General features: G+C 63.5%; 10 protein-coding genes and 1 tRNA gene. 8 read left to right on the forward strand and 3 right to left on the reverse strand.

All coding sequences use genetic code 11. The features are described 5' to 3' along the window. Window positions 1-290 precede the first annotated feature (290 nt). Window positions 291-4,706: an ExeM/NucH family extracellular endonuclease gene (locus HNP00_RS16825; RefSeq protein WP_395893832.1), complete on the forward strand. Its 4,416-nt coding sequence runs from the start codon at window positions 291-293 to the stop codon at window positions 4,704-4,706. Window positions 4,707-4,836: 130 nt separating this feature from the next. Here HNP00_RS16825 and HNP00_RS16830 read toward each other — a convergent pair whose 3' ends face one another. Beyond that, on the reverse strand, window positions 4,837-6,840 hold the full coding sequence (locus HNP00_RS16830) for an FAD/NAD(P)-binding domain-containing protein (RefSeq protein WP_184740877.1): 2,004 nt from the start codon (window positions 6,838-6,840) through the stop codon (window positions 4,837-4,839). A 59-nt stretch (window positions 6,841-6,899) separates the two neighbouring features. Between HNP00_RS16830 and HNP00_RS16835 the strand changes: the two genes are divergently transcribed. The 3 genes from HNP00_RS16835 (at window position 6,900) to HNP00_RS16845 (ending at window position 10,598) form a co-directional block, all read left to right on the forward strand. Further along, window positions 6,900-9,161 carry a prolyl oligopeptidase family protein gene (locus tag HNP00_RS16835; protein ID WP_184740878.1) on the forward strand — a complete coding sequence of 754 codons (2,262 nt, stop codon included), beginning with the start codon at window positions 6,900-6,902 and terminating at the stop codon, window positions 9,159-9,161. Window positions 9,162-9,256: 95 nt separating this feature from the next. Then, a tRNA-Ser gene (locus HNP00_RS16840) sits at window positions 9,257-9,344 on the forward strand. 156 nt (window positions 9,345-9,500) lie between these two features. Further along, window positions 9,501-10,598: a hypothetical protein gene (locus HNP00_RS16845; RefSeq protein WP_184740879.1), complete on the forward strand. Its 1,098-nt coding sequence runs from the start codon at window positions 9,501-9,503 to the stop codon at window positions 10,596-10,598. A gap of 88 nt (window positions 10,599-10,686) precedes the next feature. Here HNP00_RS16845 and HNP00_RS16850 read toward each other — a convergent pair whose 3' ends face one another. After that, complete coding sequence (locus HNP00_RS16850; RefSeq protein ID WP_260405028.1) at window positions 10,687-12,126, reverse strand: MFS transporter; 1,440 nt, start codon at window positions 12,124-12,126, stop codon at window positions 10,687-10,689. Then, window positions 12,123-14,294 carry an ATP-dependent DNA helicase RecQ gene (locus HNP00_RS16855; protein WP_184740880.1) on the reverse strand — a complete coding sequence of 724 codons (2,172 nt, stop codon included), beginning with the start codon at window positions 14,292-14,294 and terminating at the stop codon, window positions 12,123-12,125. The genes HNP00_RS16850 and HNP00_RS16855 overlap by 4 nt, the downstream gene beginning before the upstream one ends. A gap of 123 nt (window positions 14,295-14,417) precedes the next feature. Between HNP00_RS16855 and HNP00_RS16860 the strand changes: the two genes are divergently transcribed. The 4 genes from HNP00_RS16860 (at window position 14,418) to HNP00_RS16875 (ending at window position 18,113) form a co-directional block, all read left to right on the forward strand. Beyond that, a complete protein-coding gene (locus HNP00_RS16860; RefSeq protein WP_184740881.1) occupies window positions 14,418-15,836 on the forward strand; it encodes a phosphomannomutase/phosphoglucomutase in 1,419 nt (472 codons plus the stop codon). Window positions 15,837-15,863: 27 nt separating this feature from the next. Beyond that, complete coding sequence (locus HNP00_RS16865) at window positions 15,864-16,310, forward strand: hypothetical protein (RefSeq protein WP_184740882.1); 447 nt, start codon at window positions 15,864-15,866, stop codon at window positions 16,308-16,310. A 24-nt stretch (window positions 16,311-16,334) separates the two neighbouring features. After that, window positions 16,335-16,784 (forward strand): Rrf2 family transcriptional regulator, encoded by a 450-nt coding sequence (locus HNP00_RS16870; protein WP_184740883.1) that lies wholly within the window; start codon window positions 16,335-16,337, stop codon window positions 16,782-16,784. 168 nt (window positions 16,785-16,952) lie between these two features. Then, entirely contained in the window at window positions 16,953-18,113 is a 1,161-nt protein-coding gene (locus HNP00_RS16875; RefSeq protein WP_184740884.1) for a globin domain-containing protein, read from the forward strand. Window positions 18,114-18,181 lie beyond the last annotated feature (68 nt).

Here is an 18,181-nt window from a genome sequence, read left to right on the forward strand (position 1 = left end):
TTCCGTGTCCGGACGATTCGCCTTCCCCAGGGCGGTCCGAACCCTGACGTGTCGCCGTCACCACGCGGCAACCCGGCATTCACCCGTGCCTGATGTGATGCCGAGCGTGATATCCCCACCGGAGTAAAGCCCGGTTCACCGCCCGCCGACACACGCGACGGGCGTCTTCCACTGCGCCCCACAGGGCCAATTGAAAGTTAGAGCTAATGCATTTCAAAAATGGGAATTTTTTGATCGGTTTGGTGGTGTCGGCGGGGCTCCTTGCAGCCCCGCTAACCATCGTTCCGGCCATGGCAGCCGATACACCACCCGCGACAAGCCCGTCGGTGGTGATCAATGAGGCCTACCTCAGCGGAGGCAGCGCCGGAGCTGCGTTCCGGAACAAGTTCGTGGAGCTCTACAACAACTCCGACTCCGCCGTAAGCCTGAGCGGCTGGTCGCTCCAATACCGCGCGGCGAGCAACGTCAACCCTCCCACCTTCATCACTCCCCTCAGCGGCCACATCCCGGCCAAGGGATACTTCCTCATCAAGGGCGGCAGCAACAACACGGCCTCGACGGCGGCAGAATTGCCAGCTGCCGACGTCGACGGTTCCGGCACACTCAATCCGAGCGGAAGTGCCGGAACAATCGTCCTTGCCAAGCAAGGCACTGCAGTGAACCCGCTCCCCACGGGTTCCGTAGTGGGCAGCCCCGCCGTAGCCGATCTCCTCGGCTACGGCACCACAAACACCTTTGAGACCGCAGCGGCCCTCGCACCGACGGGCAACACCGATGTCAGGAGCCTGAACCGGAGCAACGGATCGGACACTGACAACAACGCCGCCGATCTGGCGCTCAGCGCCGCCATCACCCCGACGGCGGCCGGTGCCACAACTCCTCCGCCCGCAGGGCCGGAGACCAAGACCATTGCGGAAATCCAAGGCACGGGAGCGGCCAGCCCGTTTGTCGGCGCCACCGTCACCACTCGCGGTAAGGTCACCGCCGTCTACGCCACAGGCGGTTTCAATGGCTACTACGTGCAGACCCCCGGCACCGGCGGCGACATCGACCCGACGGCCAGGACGGCGTCGGACGCGATTTTCGTCTACTCGCCGTCGACCGTCGCGAGCACCCAGATCGGCGACTACCTCGAGCTCACCGGCGTAGTGAGCGAATTCGCCAACCAGACGCAGCTCACCGCAGATGCAGCCGGAGTAAAGAAGGTCACCGAAGCCGCGCCTGAGGTCAAGCCCAGCAACTTCTTGCTCCCGGCCGACGAAGCCGCCCGCGAGCGCTACGAAGGCATGCTCCTGGCACCGCAGGGCGCCTTCACGGTGACGGACAACTACTCGCTCAACCAGTACGGCGAAATCGGCCTGGCGGCGGGAACCTCACCGTTGGTTCAGCCGACAGCCGTGGCAAGCTACGGTTCAGCGGAATACAACGCGGTGGTTGCGGACAATGCCCTGCGCGGGATCAAGCTCGACGACGGCGCATCCACCAACTTCCTCAAGGACGCCTCCACGAAGGCCCAGGCGCTCCCCTACCTGACCACAAGTGATCCCGTCCGGGTTGGATCGGCTGCGACCTTCCGTACCAACGTGATCCTCGGTTACGGGAATAACTCCTGGAAATTCCAGCCGCTCTCCCAGCTGACCCCGGCCACCGCCGATTCCGTGCAACCGGTCAGCTTCGCCGGTAGCCGGCCCCAGGACCCGGCCAATGTGGGCGGCAACCTGAAGATCGCGTCCTTCAATGTTCTGAACTACTTCCCCACCACGGGTGACCAGCTCAGTGGCTGCAACTACTACACGGACCGCGACGGCAACCCGATCACGATCAAGGACGGCTGCAACGCCCGCGGCGCGGCGAATGCCGAGAACCTCCAGCGCCAGCAGGCAAAGATCGTCGCTGCCATCAACAAGTCCGGGGCCGACGTCGTCTCCTTGGAGGAGATCGAGAACTCGGCACAATTCGGCAAGAACCGCGACGATGCCCTCGCCAAGCTGGTGGATTCCCTCAATGTTGCAACCCCGGGAATCTGGGATTATGTCCGCACGCCTGCCAACGCTCCCCCGCTGAGCGATGAGGACATGATCCGCACGGCATTCATTTTCAAGAAGGCCACCGCCGAACCACTGGGTGAGTCGATCATCCACAACGACACCGTCGCTTTCGCCAGCGCACGCAAGCCCCTCGCCCAGGTGTTCAAACCAGTGGGGGCCGCCGATGACAAGAAGTTCATCGCGATCGTGAACCACTTCAAATCCAAGGGATCCGCAGCCACGCCGGACGACACTGACAAGGGCCAAGGCGCCTCCAATCTTGCCCGCACCAAGCAGGCACAGTCGCTCCTGACCTTCGCCGATAAGTTGAAGTCCTCCAAGGGCACCGACAAGCTGTTCCTGATCGGCGATTTCAACGCCTATTCCAAGGAAGACCCGATAAATGTCCTCACGGGGGCCGGCTACGCGGATCTGGAAACCAGCACGGGCAAGCACTCGTACTTGTTCGGCGGAATGGTTGGCTCCCTCGACCACATTTTGGCTTCTCCTGCCGCTCATGAGGTAGTCACGGGAACCGACATCTGGAACATCAACTCCGTAGAGTCGGTCGCGTTCGAGTACAGCAGGTACAACAACAACGTGGTCAACTACTACGCTCCGGACCAGTTCCGGGCCAGCGACCACGACCCTGTGGTGGTTGGCCTGAACCTTCCGACCACCCCTGCCTCTGTTGACCTGCAGTTCCTGGGCATCAATGACTTCCACGGACGTATCGACAGCAACACCGTCTTGTTCGCCAGCACCATCGAACAGCTCCGCGCGGCTGCCACTCCCGGTTCCACCGCGTTCATCTCTGCGGGAGACAACATCGGCGCGTCCCTGTTCGCCTCTGCTGTGGCCAAGGACCAGCCGACCATCGATGTCTTGAACGCCCTTGAGCTCAAGGCGTCCGCTGTGGGCAACCATGAGTTCGACGGCGGATGGGCGGACTTGCGCGACCGCGTCATCGCTCCCGGCAACAATGCGAAGTTCCCGGTCCTGGGTGCCAACGTCTACCAGAAGGGCACCACTACGCCGGTCTTGCCGGAGTACTCCGTTCTGGACATGAACGGTATCAAGGTGGCCGTCATCGGGACCGTGACCCAGGAAACCCCTTCACTTGTCAGTCCGGCTGGCATCGCTGACCTCGAGTTCGGTGACCCTGTGGACGCCGTCAATCGAGTAGCTGCCGAGATCAAGGCCGACAAGCTCGCCGACGTGATCGTCGCGGAAATCCACGACGGCGCCGGAGCAGGTACGCCGGAGGACGCCACGATTGAGCAGGAAGTCGCGGCGGGAGGCCCGTTCGCCAAGCTCGTGAAGGAAACCACACCCGATGTGGTGGCCATCTTCACCGGCCACACGCACAAGGAATACGCCTGGGACGCCCCGATCCTTGACGCCAACGGCCAGCCGACGGGCAAGACCCGCCCGATCGTGCAGACCGGCAACTACGGCGAGAACATCGGGCGGATCACCCTGACGGTGGACACCAAGAGCATGACGGTGACTGCCTACACCGCGGGCAACGTCAAGCGCTCCACAACGGACATGTCCGGAACGTACCCCCGTGCTGCGCAAGTCAAGGCCATCGTGGACAAGGCACTTGCCGACGCCGCCGCCGTCGGGAACCAGCCGGTTGGTGCGGTCACTGCGGATATCACCACTGCCTTCACGCCGGACCCCGCCGGCGGTGCTCCCAAGCGTGATGACCGCGCGAGCGAATCCACGCTTGGCAATCTGGTGGCGGATTCGCTCGTGGACACGCTTAAGGCGCCCGAGCTTGGTGGGGCCGAGATCGGCGTCGTGAACCCCGGCGGCCTGCGCAACGAGCTCTACTACGCGCCCGACGGCACCATCACGTACGCGGAAGCCAACGCTGTGCTGCCCTTCGTGAACAACCTCTGGACCACGTCCCTCACCGGCACGCAGTTCAAGTCGCTTCTTGAGCAGCAGTGGCAGACTAACGCCGATGGTTCCGTCCCGAGCCGTCCATACTTGCAGCTGGGACTGTCCAAGAACGTGAACTACACGTACGACGCCGCCCGTGCGGCTGGCGACCGGATCACCTCCGTTTGGGTGAGTGGCGCGCTCCTCGACTCCGCGAAGTCGTACCGGATCGGCACCTTCAGCTTCCTGGCTGCAGGTGGCGACAACTTCCGTGTCTTCAAGGACGGCAGCAACACCAAGGACTCCGGACTGGTGGATCGTGACGCGTGGATCAAGTACTTGCGCGAGCACAACCCTGTCTCGCCGGACTTCGCACGCCGATCCATTGCCGTCGTGAACACGACGGCGGCAGAGGTGAGGGGCGGAGACGCCATGACCATGGCCGTCTCCAAGCTGAATCTGACCTCTCTCGGTAGCCCGCAAAACGCCTCGCTCAAGGTCATCTTCACAGATGCCAAGGGCGTCGCAACGGAGCTGGGAACAGTCAGTGTGGCATCCGGTGCTGCAACAGTGAACACCAAGGTTCCCGCGGGAGCGGCTGCCGGAACAGGCACCTTGGTGCTGACCGCCGTCGAGTCAGGGACTGTGGTGAAGGTCGCCGTCCAGGTCGCTGCTCCGCTGCCCCCGAAGTGCACGGCACCGGTCAAGCCAAGCAAGTGGTACGACGTGCTCGGCTGGATCAAGTATGCCTTTGCATGGCTCGAGTACCAGAAATGCCTTAAGGGCTAATCGCAGCGCCAGCCACCAATGAGCATGCTCTCCCCCGGCCTTGGCGAGTGGACATATTGGGAATATGTCCACTCGTCGGAGCGGGCGGGGAGCATGCTCATTTTTCTTGGTGGAACACGGGGGAGCATGCTCATTTTTGCGGGGGCAGGCCGAGCATGTCCCTCGCGATTTCGTCGGCGTCGCGGAGGGTCCGCTGGCCGCTGGGGTAGGCGGGACCATCGGAAGGTCGGGCTTCGGCGGCGATGGCCGTCCCCCACTGGGCAGAAGAAAGTTGCAGGCCCAAGGCGTACATCCCGGGAGTCAGGGAACCGTTGCCACCCACCAGACGGTAGGGGTGCGCTTGGACATCCAATCCGGAGGTCTGCACCGGCGTTCCCTCGGCCGTCATCATCACCTTGGGCCGCACCAACCCATCCGCGAGCAACTGCCGCAAGAACGGGGAAACACTCGCGCCCACCCTGTTCGCCGGAGACATCGCTTCAATCAGCGTCCTGGCTTCGGCAGCGCCCTCGTGCACCCAGGCGGATACCGCCCGGAAGACACCCCTGCCATGGTCAACGTTGAACCGCGGATCCGGCCCCACGAAACTCACGACGCCGGCACGCGCCAAAGCGGCTAGCTGTTCGGCACGCAGGGCGGGAGGACCGCTCGCGAGCCCCTCAACGAAGGACTCGAACCAGCCCCGGAGTTCACCCACCCACGATTCGTCCGTGATGCCGCCGTCGGCCACGGCACTTTTCAAGATGGCCCGTCCCGTGTGCAAGGCGCCGATTGCCATCTTCACGGGATCCGCCTCACCCAGCGCGGAACGGCGGGCGTCGTCGTCCAGATAGTCCACGACGGCGGCGTCGAGTTCCTTCCTGGACGCGAAGGAACGCCCGGCCAAGGGCGCCGCGAGGCCCAGAAGGTCAAGGCGGCGCGACGCCGCAACGTGGATGGAAACCAACTCCGCGACTTGGTTTTCCCACCGCCCGGTGGCATGCGCATGGGGACGCAGCAGGTCTTCGAGAGCAGTCAGGAATTCCGTCGCATCAGACACGGCCACTGGTTCAGCAACAACCAACGTGGAGTAGTATGCCCACAAGGCGTCACGATGCAGGAGGGGCCAGAGGTCATGATCGAAGCCAGGTTGGATACCCGCGGCGGCAAAGCGTTTCAGCGCACTCTCCGTCAAGTACCGCAAACGCACCGACTTCGGATAGTAGCCGTCCAACCCAGCCTTGGCCCGGTACGGAGTACCGCGCCTGGACGCCGCGATGATCTTCGGTTCCCGGCCCGAGGGCACGTACTTGAGCTTCCCCGGGAGACCGTCGCCGGCCGCCACGAATTGTCCCCCGCGGCCTTCCGTCAACTGGCCCATGACGTCGAAGAAGTTCAGGCCCATGCCCCGGACCAGGACCGTTTCCTTGTCCGGGACCAAGGCCCAGTCGACGTCGGCAGGAGCGGCCGGCGGGAAGTACAGCAGACCGAGCTCCGCAGCAGCCTCGCTGAACGAACGCTGCTCCGGGTTGAGCCGGGACCCAAGGTGGCCCAGCGCGAGGACGAGGGAATCGACGGTGAGGCGAGCGCCGTCGTCGAGTTCGACGTCGAACCCTCCGCCCACAGGCCCGACCGGCAGGGCGTACGCTGCGCCGTCCGCCGGGCCACCCGGCAGGGGACGCGCCGCCACGGCGTTGCTCCGGTGGAAAGCGATCTCGACGCCGGCAGGGACACTTTCCAGCAATTCTTCCAGCGTGGAGCGCAGATACCGTCCATAGAGGGCGCGGCTTGGAAAGTCGTGGGAGGCGAGGGCGGCAAGTTCGGCCCGCTCCTCTTGGCTCAGGCCGGTGCCCCCGGACGCACGCTGTTCCGACCGCCACCGCTCGAAAGACCCCCCGGCCAAGGGCGGCGCGAGCTGATCGTCCTCGGGAATCAGGGTGGGGTAGAAAGACTGAGTGTTCATGAGGTACAGCCGGGACTGTTCGGGCTGCCAGACGTGTCCCGGACCCGCGGGAAAGGGATCCACGACGTCGATGTGCAGGGAACGCGTTGGCGTTTCCATCGCAGCCCAATTGGCGAGTAGACGCTCCAGCACACTGGTGCCGCGAGGCCCTGCCCCGATCAGCCCTACCCGAATGTTCTGCGATTTACCCACGCCCAAGCTTAACTTCTTGTGACTTGCTTCCTTCTCAGACAGTGACTCTAGGATGAGGGATGACCACCACAGCAGCTGATCAAGCGCCCGCGCCCGACAACGAAACTGCCCAGGGAACCGCAATCGCACCCGAACCTGTCGACGAGAATATCTGGCTCGAAGACGTTCATGGCGAGGAACAGCTGGCTTGGGTGCGGGAGCAAAATGCCCGCACTGAAGACTTGCTCGACGATGCCGAGTACGCCGCTTTGGAAACCGGAATCCTCGAGGTTCTGGACTCCACTGACAGGATCGCCATGGTCAACAAACGCGGCGAGCACTACTACAACTTCTGGAAGGACCAGCAGAACCCCAAAGGTCTCTGGCGCCGGACCACGTGGGAGAGCTACCTCAGCGACACCCCCGAATGGGACGTGCTTTTGGACATAGACGCGCTGGCCGCGGCAGAAGGCGAAGAATGGGTGTTCCACGGCGCCAACTTCCTCCGTCCGGCCGAGGGCGAACCGCACCGCTTCGCCATCGTCGCCCTGTCCCCCGACGGCGGCGATGCCAACCGCCATCGCGAGTTCGACGTCGATACGCGCAGTTTCGTGGACCCTGCAGCTGGCGGCTTCGACCTTCCGACTGCGAAGGGCAACGTAAGCTGGCTCGACGCCGATACGCTGCTGGTTTCCACTACTGCGGATGGCCTGCCGAAAACCAGCTCGTCCTACGCGCGGACCGGCGTGAGGCTTCGACGCGGCCAAAGCCTGGCTGAAGCCGAGCGGATCTTCGAGATCCCCAAAGACCACATGATGGCCCTCGTCGCCCACGACTCCACCCCGGGTTTCGAACGCACCTTCGCCGTCGATTGGATCGACTTCTTCAACCGAACCACCTCCGTACTGCGTGACGACGAGTGGCTTGCCATTGATGTCCCAACGGACGTCAACCTCAGTTCCCACCGCGACTGGCTCATGTTCCGTCCGCGGCAGGACTGGAACGTCGGCGATACCACCTACCCGGCGGGGTCGCTGCTGGCCGCCGACTTTGAGGGCTATCTGTCCGGAGCACGCGACTTCACGGTGCTCTTCACCCCGGATGAGCACACCTCCCTGCAGTCCTGGAGTTGGACTCGGGACTACCTGCTCCTGAACCTGCTGCACGATGTCTCTTCCGAGATCAGGGTAATCGACCCCGCACGCAAGGATTCTGCGGGCGGGTGGGCCGTGACCCTGCTCGATGCGTGCCCACCGCTGCACGATGTGAACGCCTACGCCGTCGACGACGAGGACGAAGCAGAAGGCGACGACGCCGGCAACGACTACTGGCTCGTGGCAACCGGCTTCACCACTCCCACCACCCTCATGCGCGGCACGCTGTCCCCAGGCATCGCCAGCTACACTCTCGACGCGGGCCACGACGGCGGGGTGTCCAGCACGCACTCCGTGGTGAAGTCCTCGCCGTCGTTCTTCAACGAGGCCGACTACGAGGTCCAGCAACACTTCGCCACCTCGGCAGACGGCACCCGTGTGCCCTATTTCCAGGTGGCGTCCAAAGATCTTGACCTCGACGGCGAAAACCCCACCCAGCTCTCGGGCTACGGCGGCTTCGAGATCTCCAGGACCCCTGCTTACAGCGGAGCCATCGGCCGTGCGTGGCTGGAACGCCGAAGTGAAAGCATCCAATCCGAAGACGGCTCAGAATCCCATTCCCGTGGCGGCGTGTACGTCGTAGCCAACATCCGCGGCGGCGGCGAGTACGGTCCGGCCTGGCACCGTGCCGCCCTGCAGGAAAAGCGGTACCGTGCGTTCGAGGACTTCGCCGCGGTTGCCCGGGACCTCATTTCGCGGGACGTCACCAGTCCGCGCAGGCTCGGTTGCGTGGGCGGTTCCAACGGCGGGCTGCTAGTTGGCAACATGTTAACCCAGTATCCGGAACTGTTCGGGGCGGTCTCCTGCGGTGTCCCGTTGTTGGACATGCGCCGCTACACGAAACTTTCGGCCGGCTACTCCTGGATTGCAGAATACGGCGATCCGGACGTCCCGGAACAGTGGGAATACATCCGTACCTTCTCGCCGTACCACCTGCTGCGCGACGGCGTGGACTACCCGGAGACGTTCATCTGGACGGCCACCTCCGATGACCGAGTGGGCCCGGTCCAGGCGCGGAAGATGGCAGCCCGGATGCAGGCGATGGGCATCCCGAACGTGTGGTTCCACGAAGCACTTGAAGGCGGTCACGCCGGAGCCTCGGACAACCGGCAAGCGGCCTCGCTCCAAGCCCGCAGCCAGCACTTCCTGTGGCGGGCGCTTGCGGGCAAGGAGGGTGCGGGGCGGTGACGGTCGCCTAAGATCCACGCCCGCGGCCCCTGGGTCCCCCGTTTTGCGCTGGGTGCCCAGTTCTGCGTATCCTTGGTTGGCTAGCAATAGCAACTGGAGACGTGCCAGAGCGGCCGAATGGGCTTCACTGCTAATGAAGTGTGGGGCACAACTCCACCGGGGGTTCAAATCCCCCCGTCTCCGCGTTTTGGCCCCGGTCCTTGGACCGGGGCCTTTTGCGTTCCCGGGTCTTCTGGGGCCGGATTCCGGTAGGGAAGATTCACGTGGCCGACTCTTCGAATTCAGCTCGCGCCAATAGCCTCGTCCGGGGAATCCCAGACCAACGACGAGGAGAATTTCATGCGTTCAATGACAAGGTTCGCGATCGCGACGGTTGGGGCCGTCCTGCTCTCAACCACGTTGCTCACTCCGCCGGCCCTTGCGGCAAACAACGGCGCCGCAAACAGCGGGCCTGAGTTTGGACAGAATGGCTCCAACGGCAACGGCCATGAGGGCAACACCAACGGCTTCAGCTTTGGAGTGATCGGGGATGTGCCCTACGGTGACGCTGAAATCCAGGCGTTCCCGTCCTACGTTCAGGACCTTAACGCACACAAGGAACTGAGTTTTGTAGCACATGTGGGCGACATCAAGAACGGATCGTCCCAGTGCACGGACCAGTACTTCGAAGCCATCAAGAAGAACTTCGACAGCTTTACGGCGCCACTCGTCTACACCCCGGGCGACAACGAGTGGACTGACTGCCACCGAACGAACAATGGAGCTTACAACCCCTTGGAGAGACTGGCCAAGGTCCGTGAAGTCTTCTTCCCGGAACCAGGTGTCACGCTTGGTTCGCCCATGCAAGTGAAGTCACAGGCCAAGGAAGGCTTCCCGGAAAACGTCAGCTTCCGCAAGCATGAGGTCGCCTTCACTGCTGTCAACATTCCGGGTAGTAACAACTCGATGCTGCCTTGGAAGGGACTCGGCCAGACACAGCCCACCGCCGCCCAATTGAACGAAGTGCAGCAGAGGACCCGGGCAGACATCCAGGAACTGAAGGACACTTTCCGCAAGGCGCGGAACAACGGTGACCGGGCCGTCGTCGTGATGACGCAGGCCGATATGTTCGACCCGACAGTCGCGGCTCCTTCCCAGACGGATTTTGGTGCGTTCAAGCCCCTGGTGCAGACCTTGATCGAGGAATCGAACTCATTTGGTGGCCCGGTTTACCTGATCAACGGCGACAGCCACGTCTACAACCAGGACCACCCTCTCGCAGACGGTTCGGCGTGGCTTACGTTCTACGGCCAGGCCACCGCGGCGAAGAACCTGACGCGGGTCACTGTGGATGGGTCCAACAATGCAAAGGACTGGCTCAAGGTCACGGTCAATCCCGAGGACTCAGCAAGCGTCGTGTCCTTCGACCGGGTTCCCTTCACGCACCCTGCTTCCTAGCTAGCGTTGTCCCAGCAAGTCACCGGGCAGCCAAAAGACGCCGGAATCTCCGTGCTGGGTTCCGGCGTTTTGGCTGCCCCTAGCGCTCCTAGCCCCGACGTTTCTCCGGCTTGCCCACAACACGGCTGACTTCAGCCCCAGCATGCCGGTGCAGGGTGAGGCTGTCCACGGTGCTCAGGAGCATCGCCGCAGCCATGGCGAGGAAAGCGCCGCGGTACGCCGAGGAAGGGCCGCCGCCAAAGAGTGAAGCATGATCGAAAAGACGCAGGAAAAGTGCCCCTACGGCAATGCCGGCACCCGCGGCCAGTTGCACCAGAGTGGCTGAGACTGCGTTAGCCGAGGGAAGCTCCCCCGGCACGATGTCCGCATATTGCACAGACGCGTAGGCCGAGAAGCCGATGGAACGGAAGGCTCCGCTGGCCAGCAGCAAGGCAAAAATCAACGGTTCCGGGGTTCCGGCGTTGAGCGCTGCGCAAGCGACAAAGGTGACGGCCGAGGCGAGCGACGCGACGACCAACACGGGTTTGAAGCCGAAGCGGCGGATGATGGGCGTTGTAGCGGGTTTGATGCCGATGTTGCCAATGAAGACAGCGGCCACCATGGCACCGGATTTGAGGGGGTCCCAGCCAAAGCCGTCCTGGAACAACAGCGGCAGCAGGAAAGGCACCGAGCTGATGGTCAGCCGATAGACGAAGCCTCCGGTGGAGGTGGCCCGGAAGGTCCGGGTGGCGAAGACCCGGAGATCAAAGAGCGGAGTCTTGGCCTTGAGCATCCACCAGGCCGCCCCTGCCAAAGCAAAAGCTCCAGCCAACAACACGACTGCCGGGACCGCGCCCGCGCCATGACCGCCAACTCCTTCCAGGCCCACCACAAGCGATCCGACGCCGAGGGTAGTCAGGGTGAGCCCCGGCCAGTCGAGCCGCCTGCCGGCATCGCCTCCTGTACGCGGAACCAGCCTCACGGCAGCGATGAAGGCAGCAAGCCCCAGCGGTAGGTTGATCAGGAAGATCCAGTGCCAGGAAAGATAGGTAGTGAAAGCTCCGCCCACAAGCGGCGCCAAAACGGGGGCTAGCAAGCCGGGCCAAACGAGGAATGCCGTGGCTCGGAGGAGCTCCGACTTGGGTGTGCCCCGCAGCACGACGAGAGTCCCGACCGGCACCATCATGGCCCCGCCGGCCCCCTGCGCCACCCGGCTCAAGGTCAGCAGGGTGAGGTCCTGGCTGGCCGCGCACAACAGCGACGCAACTGTGAACACGGCGATCGCCAGGCAGAAGATCCGACGTGCACCAAAGCGTTCTGCTAGCCAACTGCTGAGCGGAATTCCCATGGCCACGGTCACCAGATAGGCAGTCATCGTGATGTTGACATCGGCCGAGACCACTTTGAAGTCGGCCGCGATGCTCGGCATGGCGGTGGTGAGGACTGTGCCGTCCAGGAACTCCATGAAGAAGGTGGCGGCAACCAGCAATGCGAGCCGTGGCTGCCATTTGGACTCGGACTGGACGACGTCCGATGCCGAGCCGCTCAAGCTGCTTGACCGAGGACGAGAGGCAACACCGGTCCTGCTCCGGCTTGCCTGAGAGCGCGGCCGGCAACAGCCATGGTCCAGCGACTGTCCGCCAAGTCATCGACCAAGAGGATGCCTTGACCGCCTAGCGACGCGAGGTTCTGTCCAAGTTCCGGACCTACCACAAGGCGGTCCCAGACACCGGCCAGCCGGTATGCGCTGTTGCCACCCCTCCCGCCAGTAGGCCCGCCGTGCTGGAGCTGGAGAGAACCTAGATATGGCATCTGGCCAATCCCTGCTATGCCGCGAGCCAGGGACTCGACAAGTGCAGGCTTGTTCCTGGACGGGATGCTCACCACGGCCGCGGGCCGTCCTTGCCCGCTCCACCCTGCGGATCGGCCGTCTCCGGCAGCCCATTCGCGCAGCACCTGCACGCAGGCCTGCAACATGGCAGGCTCGACGTCGCGGTCAGCTGCGCCGGCGGCAAAGAGTGCGCGGAGGGCCCCTCCCCAGCCGAGGTCAGTCAGGCGGGCCAGGATACGGCCTTCGGCCAGCAACTCGTCGGGCTTGATCTTGCCCTTCACGGCAACACCTAGCCGGTCCATGCCGCTGGGCCACTGAAGCCGTGGTTCCAGTGCGAGACCCGCGCGCCGGAGAGTCTGCCCCGCGGCGTCGGCGGCTGCTGCAGCCACGTCCGCTGGGAACCACATGCCGCCGCAATTGTCGCAGCGGCCACAAGCACGTGCCGACTCGTCGTCCAGGACAGCGGTGATGTATTCCATGCGGCATCCAGCGGTGTCCTGATAGATCACCATGGAGTCCTGCTCGTCCACCCGGGCCTCGGCGATGCGTGCGTAGCGTTCGGCGTCATAGGTCCATGGACGTCCCGTGGACCTCCAGCCACCGCCAACGCGCTCCACCGCGCCATCCACCGCGAGGACCTTCAACAGGAGTTCCAGGGGCGTGCGGCGCAGGTCCACCCTCGCTTCAAGCGCCACGGTGGATAAGGCGGATCCGGACTCGGCCAGGACGTCGAGGACGGCCGCCGCCTTTTCCTCTGATGGCATGGAGGCTGTGGCAAAATACTGCCAGATCTCGCGGTCCTCGGATCCGGGCAGGAGGAGCACATCGGCATTGGCGGCGCCACGGCCGGCACGGCCCACTTGCTGGTAGTAGGCCACCGGCGATGAGGGAGCACCAAGGTGGATGACAAAACCGAGGTCTGGTTTGTCGAACCCCATCCCAAGCGCCGAGGTGGCCACGAGAGCCTTCACCTGATTGTCCTTGAGGAGTTGCTCAGCACGTTCGCGGTCGGCAGGGTCTGTGCGACCGGTGTAGGACAAGACGTTGTGGCCTGCCTCGGAGAGCAGCCGGGCGGTGTCCTCCGCTGCGGAGACGGTCAGGGTGTAGATGATTCCACTGCCTGGCATGTCGGCCAGATGTGTCAGCAGCCAGCCAAGGCGATCCCTCGAGTCTGCGAGTTTCAAGACGCCCAGCCGCAGGGACTCCCGGCCAAGCGCTCCTCGGATGGTGAGCACACCGGCGCCGAGTTGTTCCTCGATGTCATGGACCACCCGGGAGTTGGCCGTGGCGGTGGTTGCCAGCACAGGGACGCTTCCCGGCAATTGCTCGATGAGATCGGAAATACGCCGGTAATCGGGACGGAAATCATGGCCCCAGTCCGAAATGCAGTGTGCCTCGTCAATCACCAGGAGGCCGGTACGGCGGATGAGCTCGGGAAGCTGGTTTTCGCGGAACGAAGGATTGGTGAGCCTCTCCGGCGAAACCAGGAGAACATCCACCTCGTCCGCGGCCAGTTGCTCGCGAACGTTGTCCCACTCGAGCTGATTGGCGGAGTTGATCGCCACGGCGCGGACGCCGGCGCGCGCGGCTGCCGCGACTTGGTCCCGCATGAGCGCCAGCAGCGGCGAAACGATGAGCGTAGGTCCCGCGCCCCGACGCCTCAACAACAACGACGAGACGAAGTACACGGCGGACTTGCCCCAGCCCGTCCGCTGCACCACCAAGGCGCGCCGTCCGGCGTCGACCAGGGCCTCGATCGCCTCATACTGGCCGTCGTGGAATTGCGCGTCCGTACTTCCCACAAGCTCCCTCAGTACCTCAAGGGCTTGCAGGCGGGTGGTGGACTGTTCCGCCGCAAGAAGAGCAGCATCCGGGTTGTTGGGCATGCCTTCAGTATTCCAGCACCCGCAGACAGCCAGAACCTGGAACTTCATCTATGTGGACGAACGTTTTCCACATAGCCGGCCGCTGGCGTAGTGCCAACCGCGCTCCACAGTAAGATTGAGCGCGTGACTAGCGAGCAGAACAAGACATTCGACCTCTCGGCTTCCTTCAAGGCTTATGACGTCCGGGGAATCGTCGGCGAATCCATCACGTCCCACATCGTGGAGTCGGTCGGCGCCGCGTTCGTCGACACTCTGGGCCTCGCAGGCGAGACGGTGCTGGTGGGCGGCGACATGCGACCGTCCTCCCCCGAATTCATCAAGGCGTTTGCTGACGGCGCCGCCCGCCGTGGCGCCAATGTCCAGCTGCTTGACCTCATTTCCACCGACGAGCTTTACTACGCCTGTGGCGCTCTCAATGCTGCCGGCGCCACGTTCACCGCAAGCCACAACCCGGCCGAGTACAACGGCATCAAGATGTCCAAGGCCGGCGCGCAGCCGATCTCGTCCGAAACAGGCCTCAAGGAAATCCAGGCACTGGCGGAGAAGTACCTCAACGACGGCAGCATCCCTGCTGCCGAGGCCCAAGGAAAAATCAGTGTCCGCGATGTCCTGAAGGACTACTCCGAGTACTTGCGTAGCCTGGTTGACCTCCAAGGCTCCCGTCCGTTGAAGATCGTGGTCGACGCCGGAAACGGGATGGCCGGACTGACCACGCCTGCCGTGCTCGGTAACGAACTGCTTCCTGCCCTGCCGTTCGAGATCGTCCCCCTGTATTTTGAGCTGGATGGCTCCTTCCCGAACCACCCGGCCAATCCACTTGAGCCAGAAAACCTGCGCGATCTGCAAGCCGCGGTCATCGAACACGGCGCGGACATCGGCCTGGCTTTCGACGGCGACGCCGACCGTTGCTTCGTGATCGATGAGAAGGGCGAACCTGTATCCCCCTCTGCGATCACTGGCATGGTTGCGCGTCGCGAAATCGCGCGCGCCCAGGCCGCAGGTGAAGAAACTCCCGTGATCATCCATAACCTGCTGACCTCGCGGGCTGTCCCCGAGCTCGTCGCCGCAGATGGCGGCCGCGCCGTCCGCACCCGCGTGGGTCACTCGTTCATCAAAGCCGTCATGGCTGAAGAAGGTGCCGTCTTCGGCGGCGAACACTCGGCGCACTTCTACTTCCGCGATTTCTGGAACGCGGACACGGGCATGCTCGCAGCCATGCACGTGTTGGCGGCACTGGGCGAGCAGGACGGCCCGCTGTCCGAACTTGGCCGCGAGTACGAGCCGTACGTCTCCTCCGGCGAAATCAATTCCGAAATCGAGGACAAAGCGGGAGCCATTGAGCGCGTCCGCGCCGATTTTGACGGCGAAGACGTCGATGTCGACACCATGGATGGCAGCACCTTCACCGCGAAGGACGGCACCTGGTGGTTCAACCTTCGACCGTCCAACACGGAGCCGTTCCTACGCCTGAACGCCGAGGCGAAGGACGTGGCCACCATGGAAAAGGTCCGCGACCGTGTCCTCGCACTGGTCCGGGATTAGTCTGCGGCCCGGAAGACGAGCAGCAGCATGAGTACCAATACCCTCGAAAGTACCGAGGAACGCGAGCTCCGCGAAGTCCGTGAGACCTTGGGAGCGGCTCTGGCGACGGCGCAGGAACACCTGGAACAAAACGGTGGATTCCTTCCCTTCGCCGTCACGCTCGCGGACGACGACGAACTCCGGCTCGTCTTCGTCACTCCCGGAGAGCCGGACGACGAGGGAAACGTCGATACCGAGTCGATGCTGGCAGATATCCTCGAGTTGCTCCGCCAAGGCCGTGACGGATACCGCGCGGTGGCCATCGCCAGCGACGTCATCCTTCCGGAACACGGCTCGGACGGGATTCACGCCGCGGCTGAGCATCGCGCCGGCGGGCTGATGGCAGCCGTTGTCCCCTATGTCCAGACAACCGAAGGTTTTACCTTTGACACCGCCGAAGCCGACACCAACGAACCCCTCGTCTGGGTGGACTAGACCTGACTCCGTAAGCTTGTTGGCATGAAGATCAATGCCTTCGCGGATGTGAGCCTGCGCGCGCTCCTGGTTCTGTCGTCCGCGCCCGCAGGTGAACTCCTGACGACCCAAAACATCGCAGACGCCGTGGGGACTCCCTACCACCACGTCAGCAAGGCCATCGTTCGGCTGCGGGAGCTCGGCCTGATCGACGTCGAGCGTGGCCGCAACGGCGGATCCCGGCTCAGCGCAGCCGGACAAAAAGCCACAGTGGGCCAGCTCCTGCGGGAGCTGAATACCAGGGCGGATCCCGCGGAGTGCCAATCCGCCAACGGCGACTGCCCACTCATCACCGAATGCGGCTTGCGCCACGCCATGGCCCGAGCACGGGAGGCCTTCTACCGGGAACTGGACGACGTCGTCGTCTCCTCCTTGCCACACATGCGTCAAATGGCGCCGGCATTCCAAGCGATCGGCTTGCGCCCCGGGCTGTAAGCCCGGACCGTAAGCCCAGGCTGTGACGCACGCCGACGGTCCCCAGCCCTGTCGATTGGCAAGAGTCTTCTACAGCGTGTAGAACTTAGTCATAGATACTTGCATTTCAAATACGAGTATTGATCTCGGTCCGTATGCAAGCAACGGGCCACTACGACAGGAGTTCCTATGCTCTCGGACAAGTCCTTCCCGGTCATCGAGGCCACGTTGCCGCTGGTCGGCTCCCGGATTGGTGACATCACCCCCAAGTTCTACTCACGCCTCTTTGCTGCGCACCCCGAGCTGCTTGACGGGCTATTCAGCCGTTCGAACCAGCGCTCTGGCAACCAGCAGCAGGCCCTTGCCGGCAGCATCGCCGCTTTCGCAAGCCACTTGGTCAGCAACCCGGGCACCCTGCCGGAGACCGTGCTGTCCCGTATCGCGCACCGCCACGCATCGCTGGGCATCACCGAGGCGCAGTACCACGTGGTCTACGAGCACCTCTTCGCCGCCATCGCAGAGGACTTGGCCGAAGTCATCACCCCGGAAATCGCCGAAGCCTGGACTGAGGTCTATTGGCTCATGGCGGACGCCCTGATCAAGCTCGAGAAGGGACTCTACGCGGCGCAGGCCAATGGCAAGATGTGGAGTCCCTGGAAGGTCGCGTCCAAGGCTCCCGCCGGAACCGGATCCATGACCTTCACGCTGGAACCGGCAGACAATACGCCCATCACCGAAGCACTGCCCGGTCAATACATCAGCGTCAAGGTCACCCTCCCGGACGGCCTGCGCCAGGTCCGTCAGTACTCCCTTTCCGGTGATGCCGGCACCAGCCGCAGCTTCACTACAAAGATCGACGACGGCGGCGAGGTCTCACCCGTCCTGCACAACACGGTGGAGGTCGGCGACGTCCTGGAGATCTCCAACCCCTACGGCGAGATCACTCTCAAGGACGGAGACGGGCCGGTGATCCTCGCCTCGGCCGGCATCGGCTGCACACCCACAGCATCCATCCTGCGCTCGCTCGCAGATTCCGGCTCGGACCGCAAGGTCCTGGTCTTGCACGCCGAGAGCAATCTGGACAGCTGGGCATTGCGCGGGCAGATGACGGACGACGTCGAGCGGCTGGATGGAGCCGAACTCCAGCTCTGGCTGGAGGAACCGCAGCCCGGGTCCAATGCGGGCTTCATGTCACTGCGCGAAGTGGACCTGCCGGCCGACGCATCTTTGTACCTGTGCGGACCACTGCCGTTCATGAAGCACATCCGCAACGAAGCCATCAATGCCGGAATTCCTGCCACGAAGGTTCATTACGAAGTCTTCGGGCCGGACATCTGGCTGGCCAACTAACTGGCAGTAGATGTCGTTCAGAGGGCGCATAACGACAACAACTGCGAGTTAGTTGGGTCCCGAAGCCT

This window comes from Arthrobacter sp. AZCC_0090 (assembly GCF_014207375.1).
Taxonomy (GTDB): Bacteria; Actinomycetota; Actinomycetes; order Actinomycetales; family Micrococcaceae; genus Arthrobacter.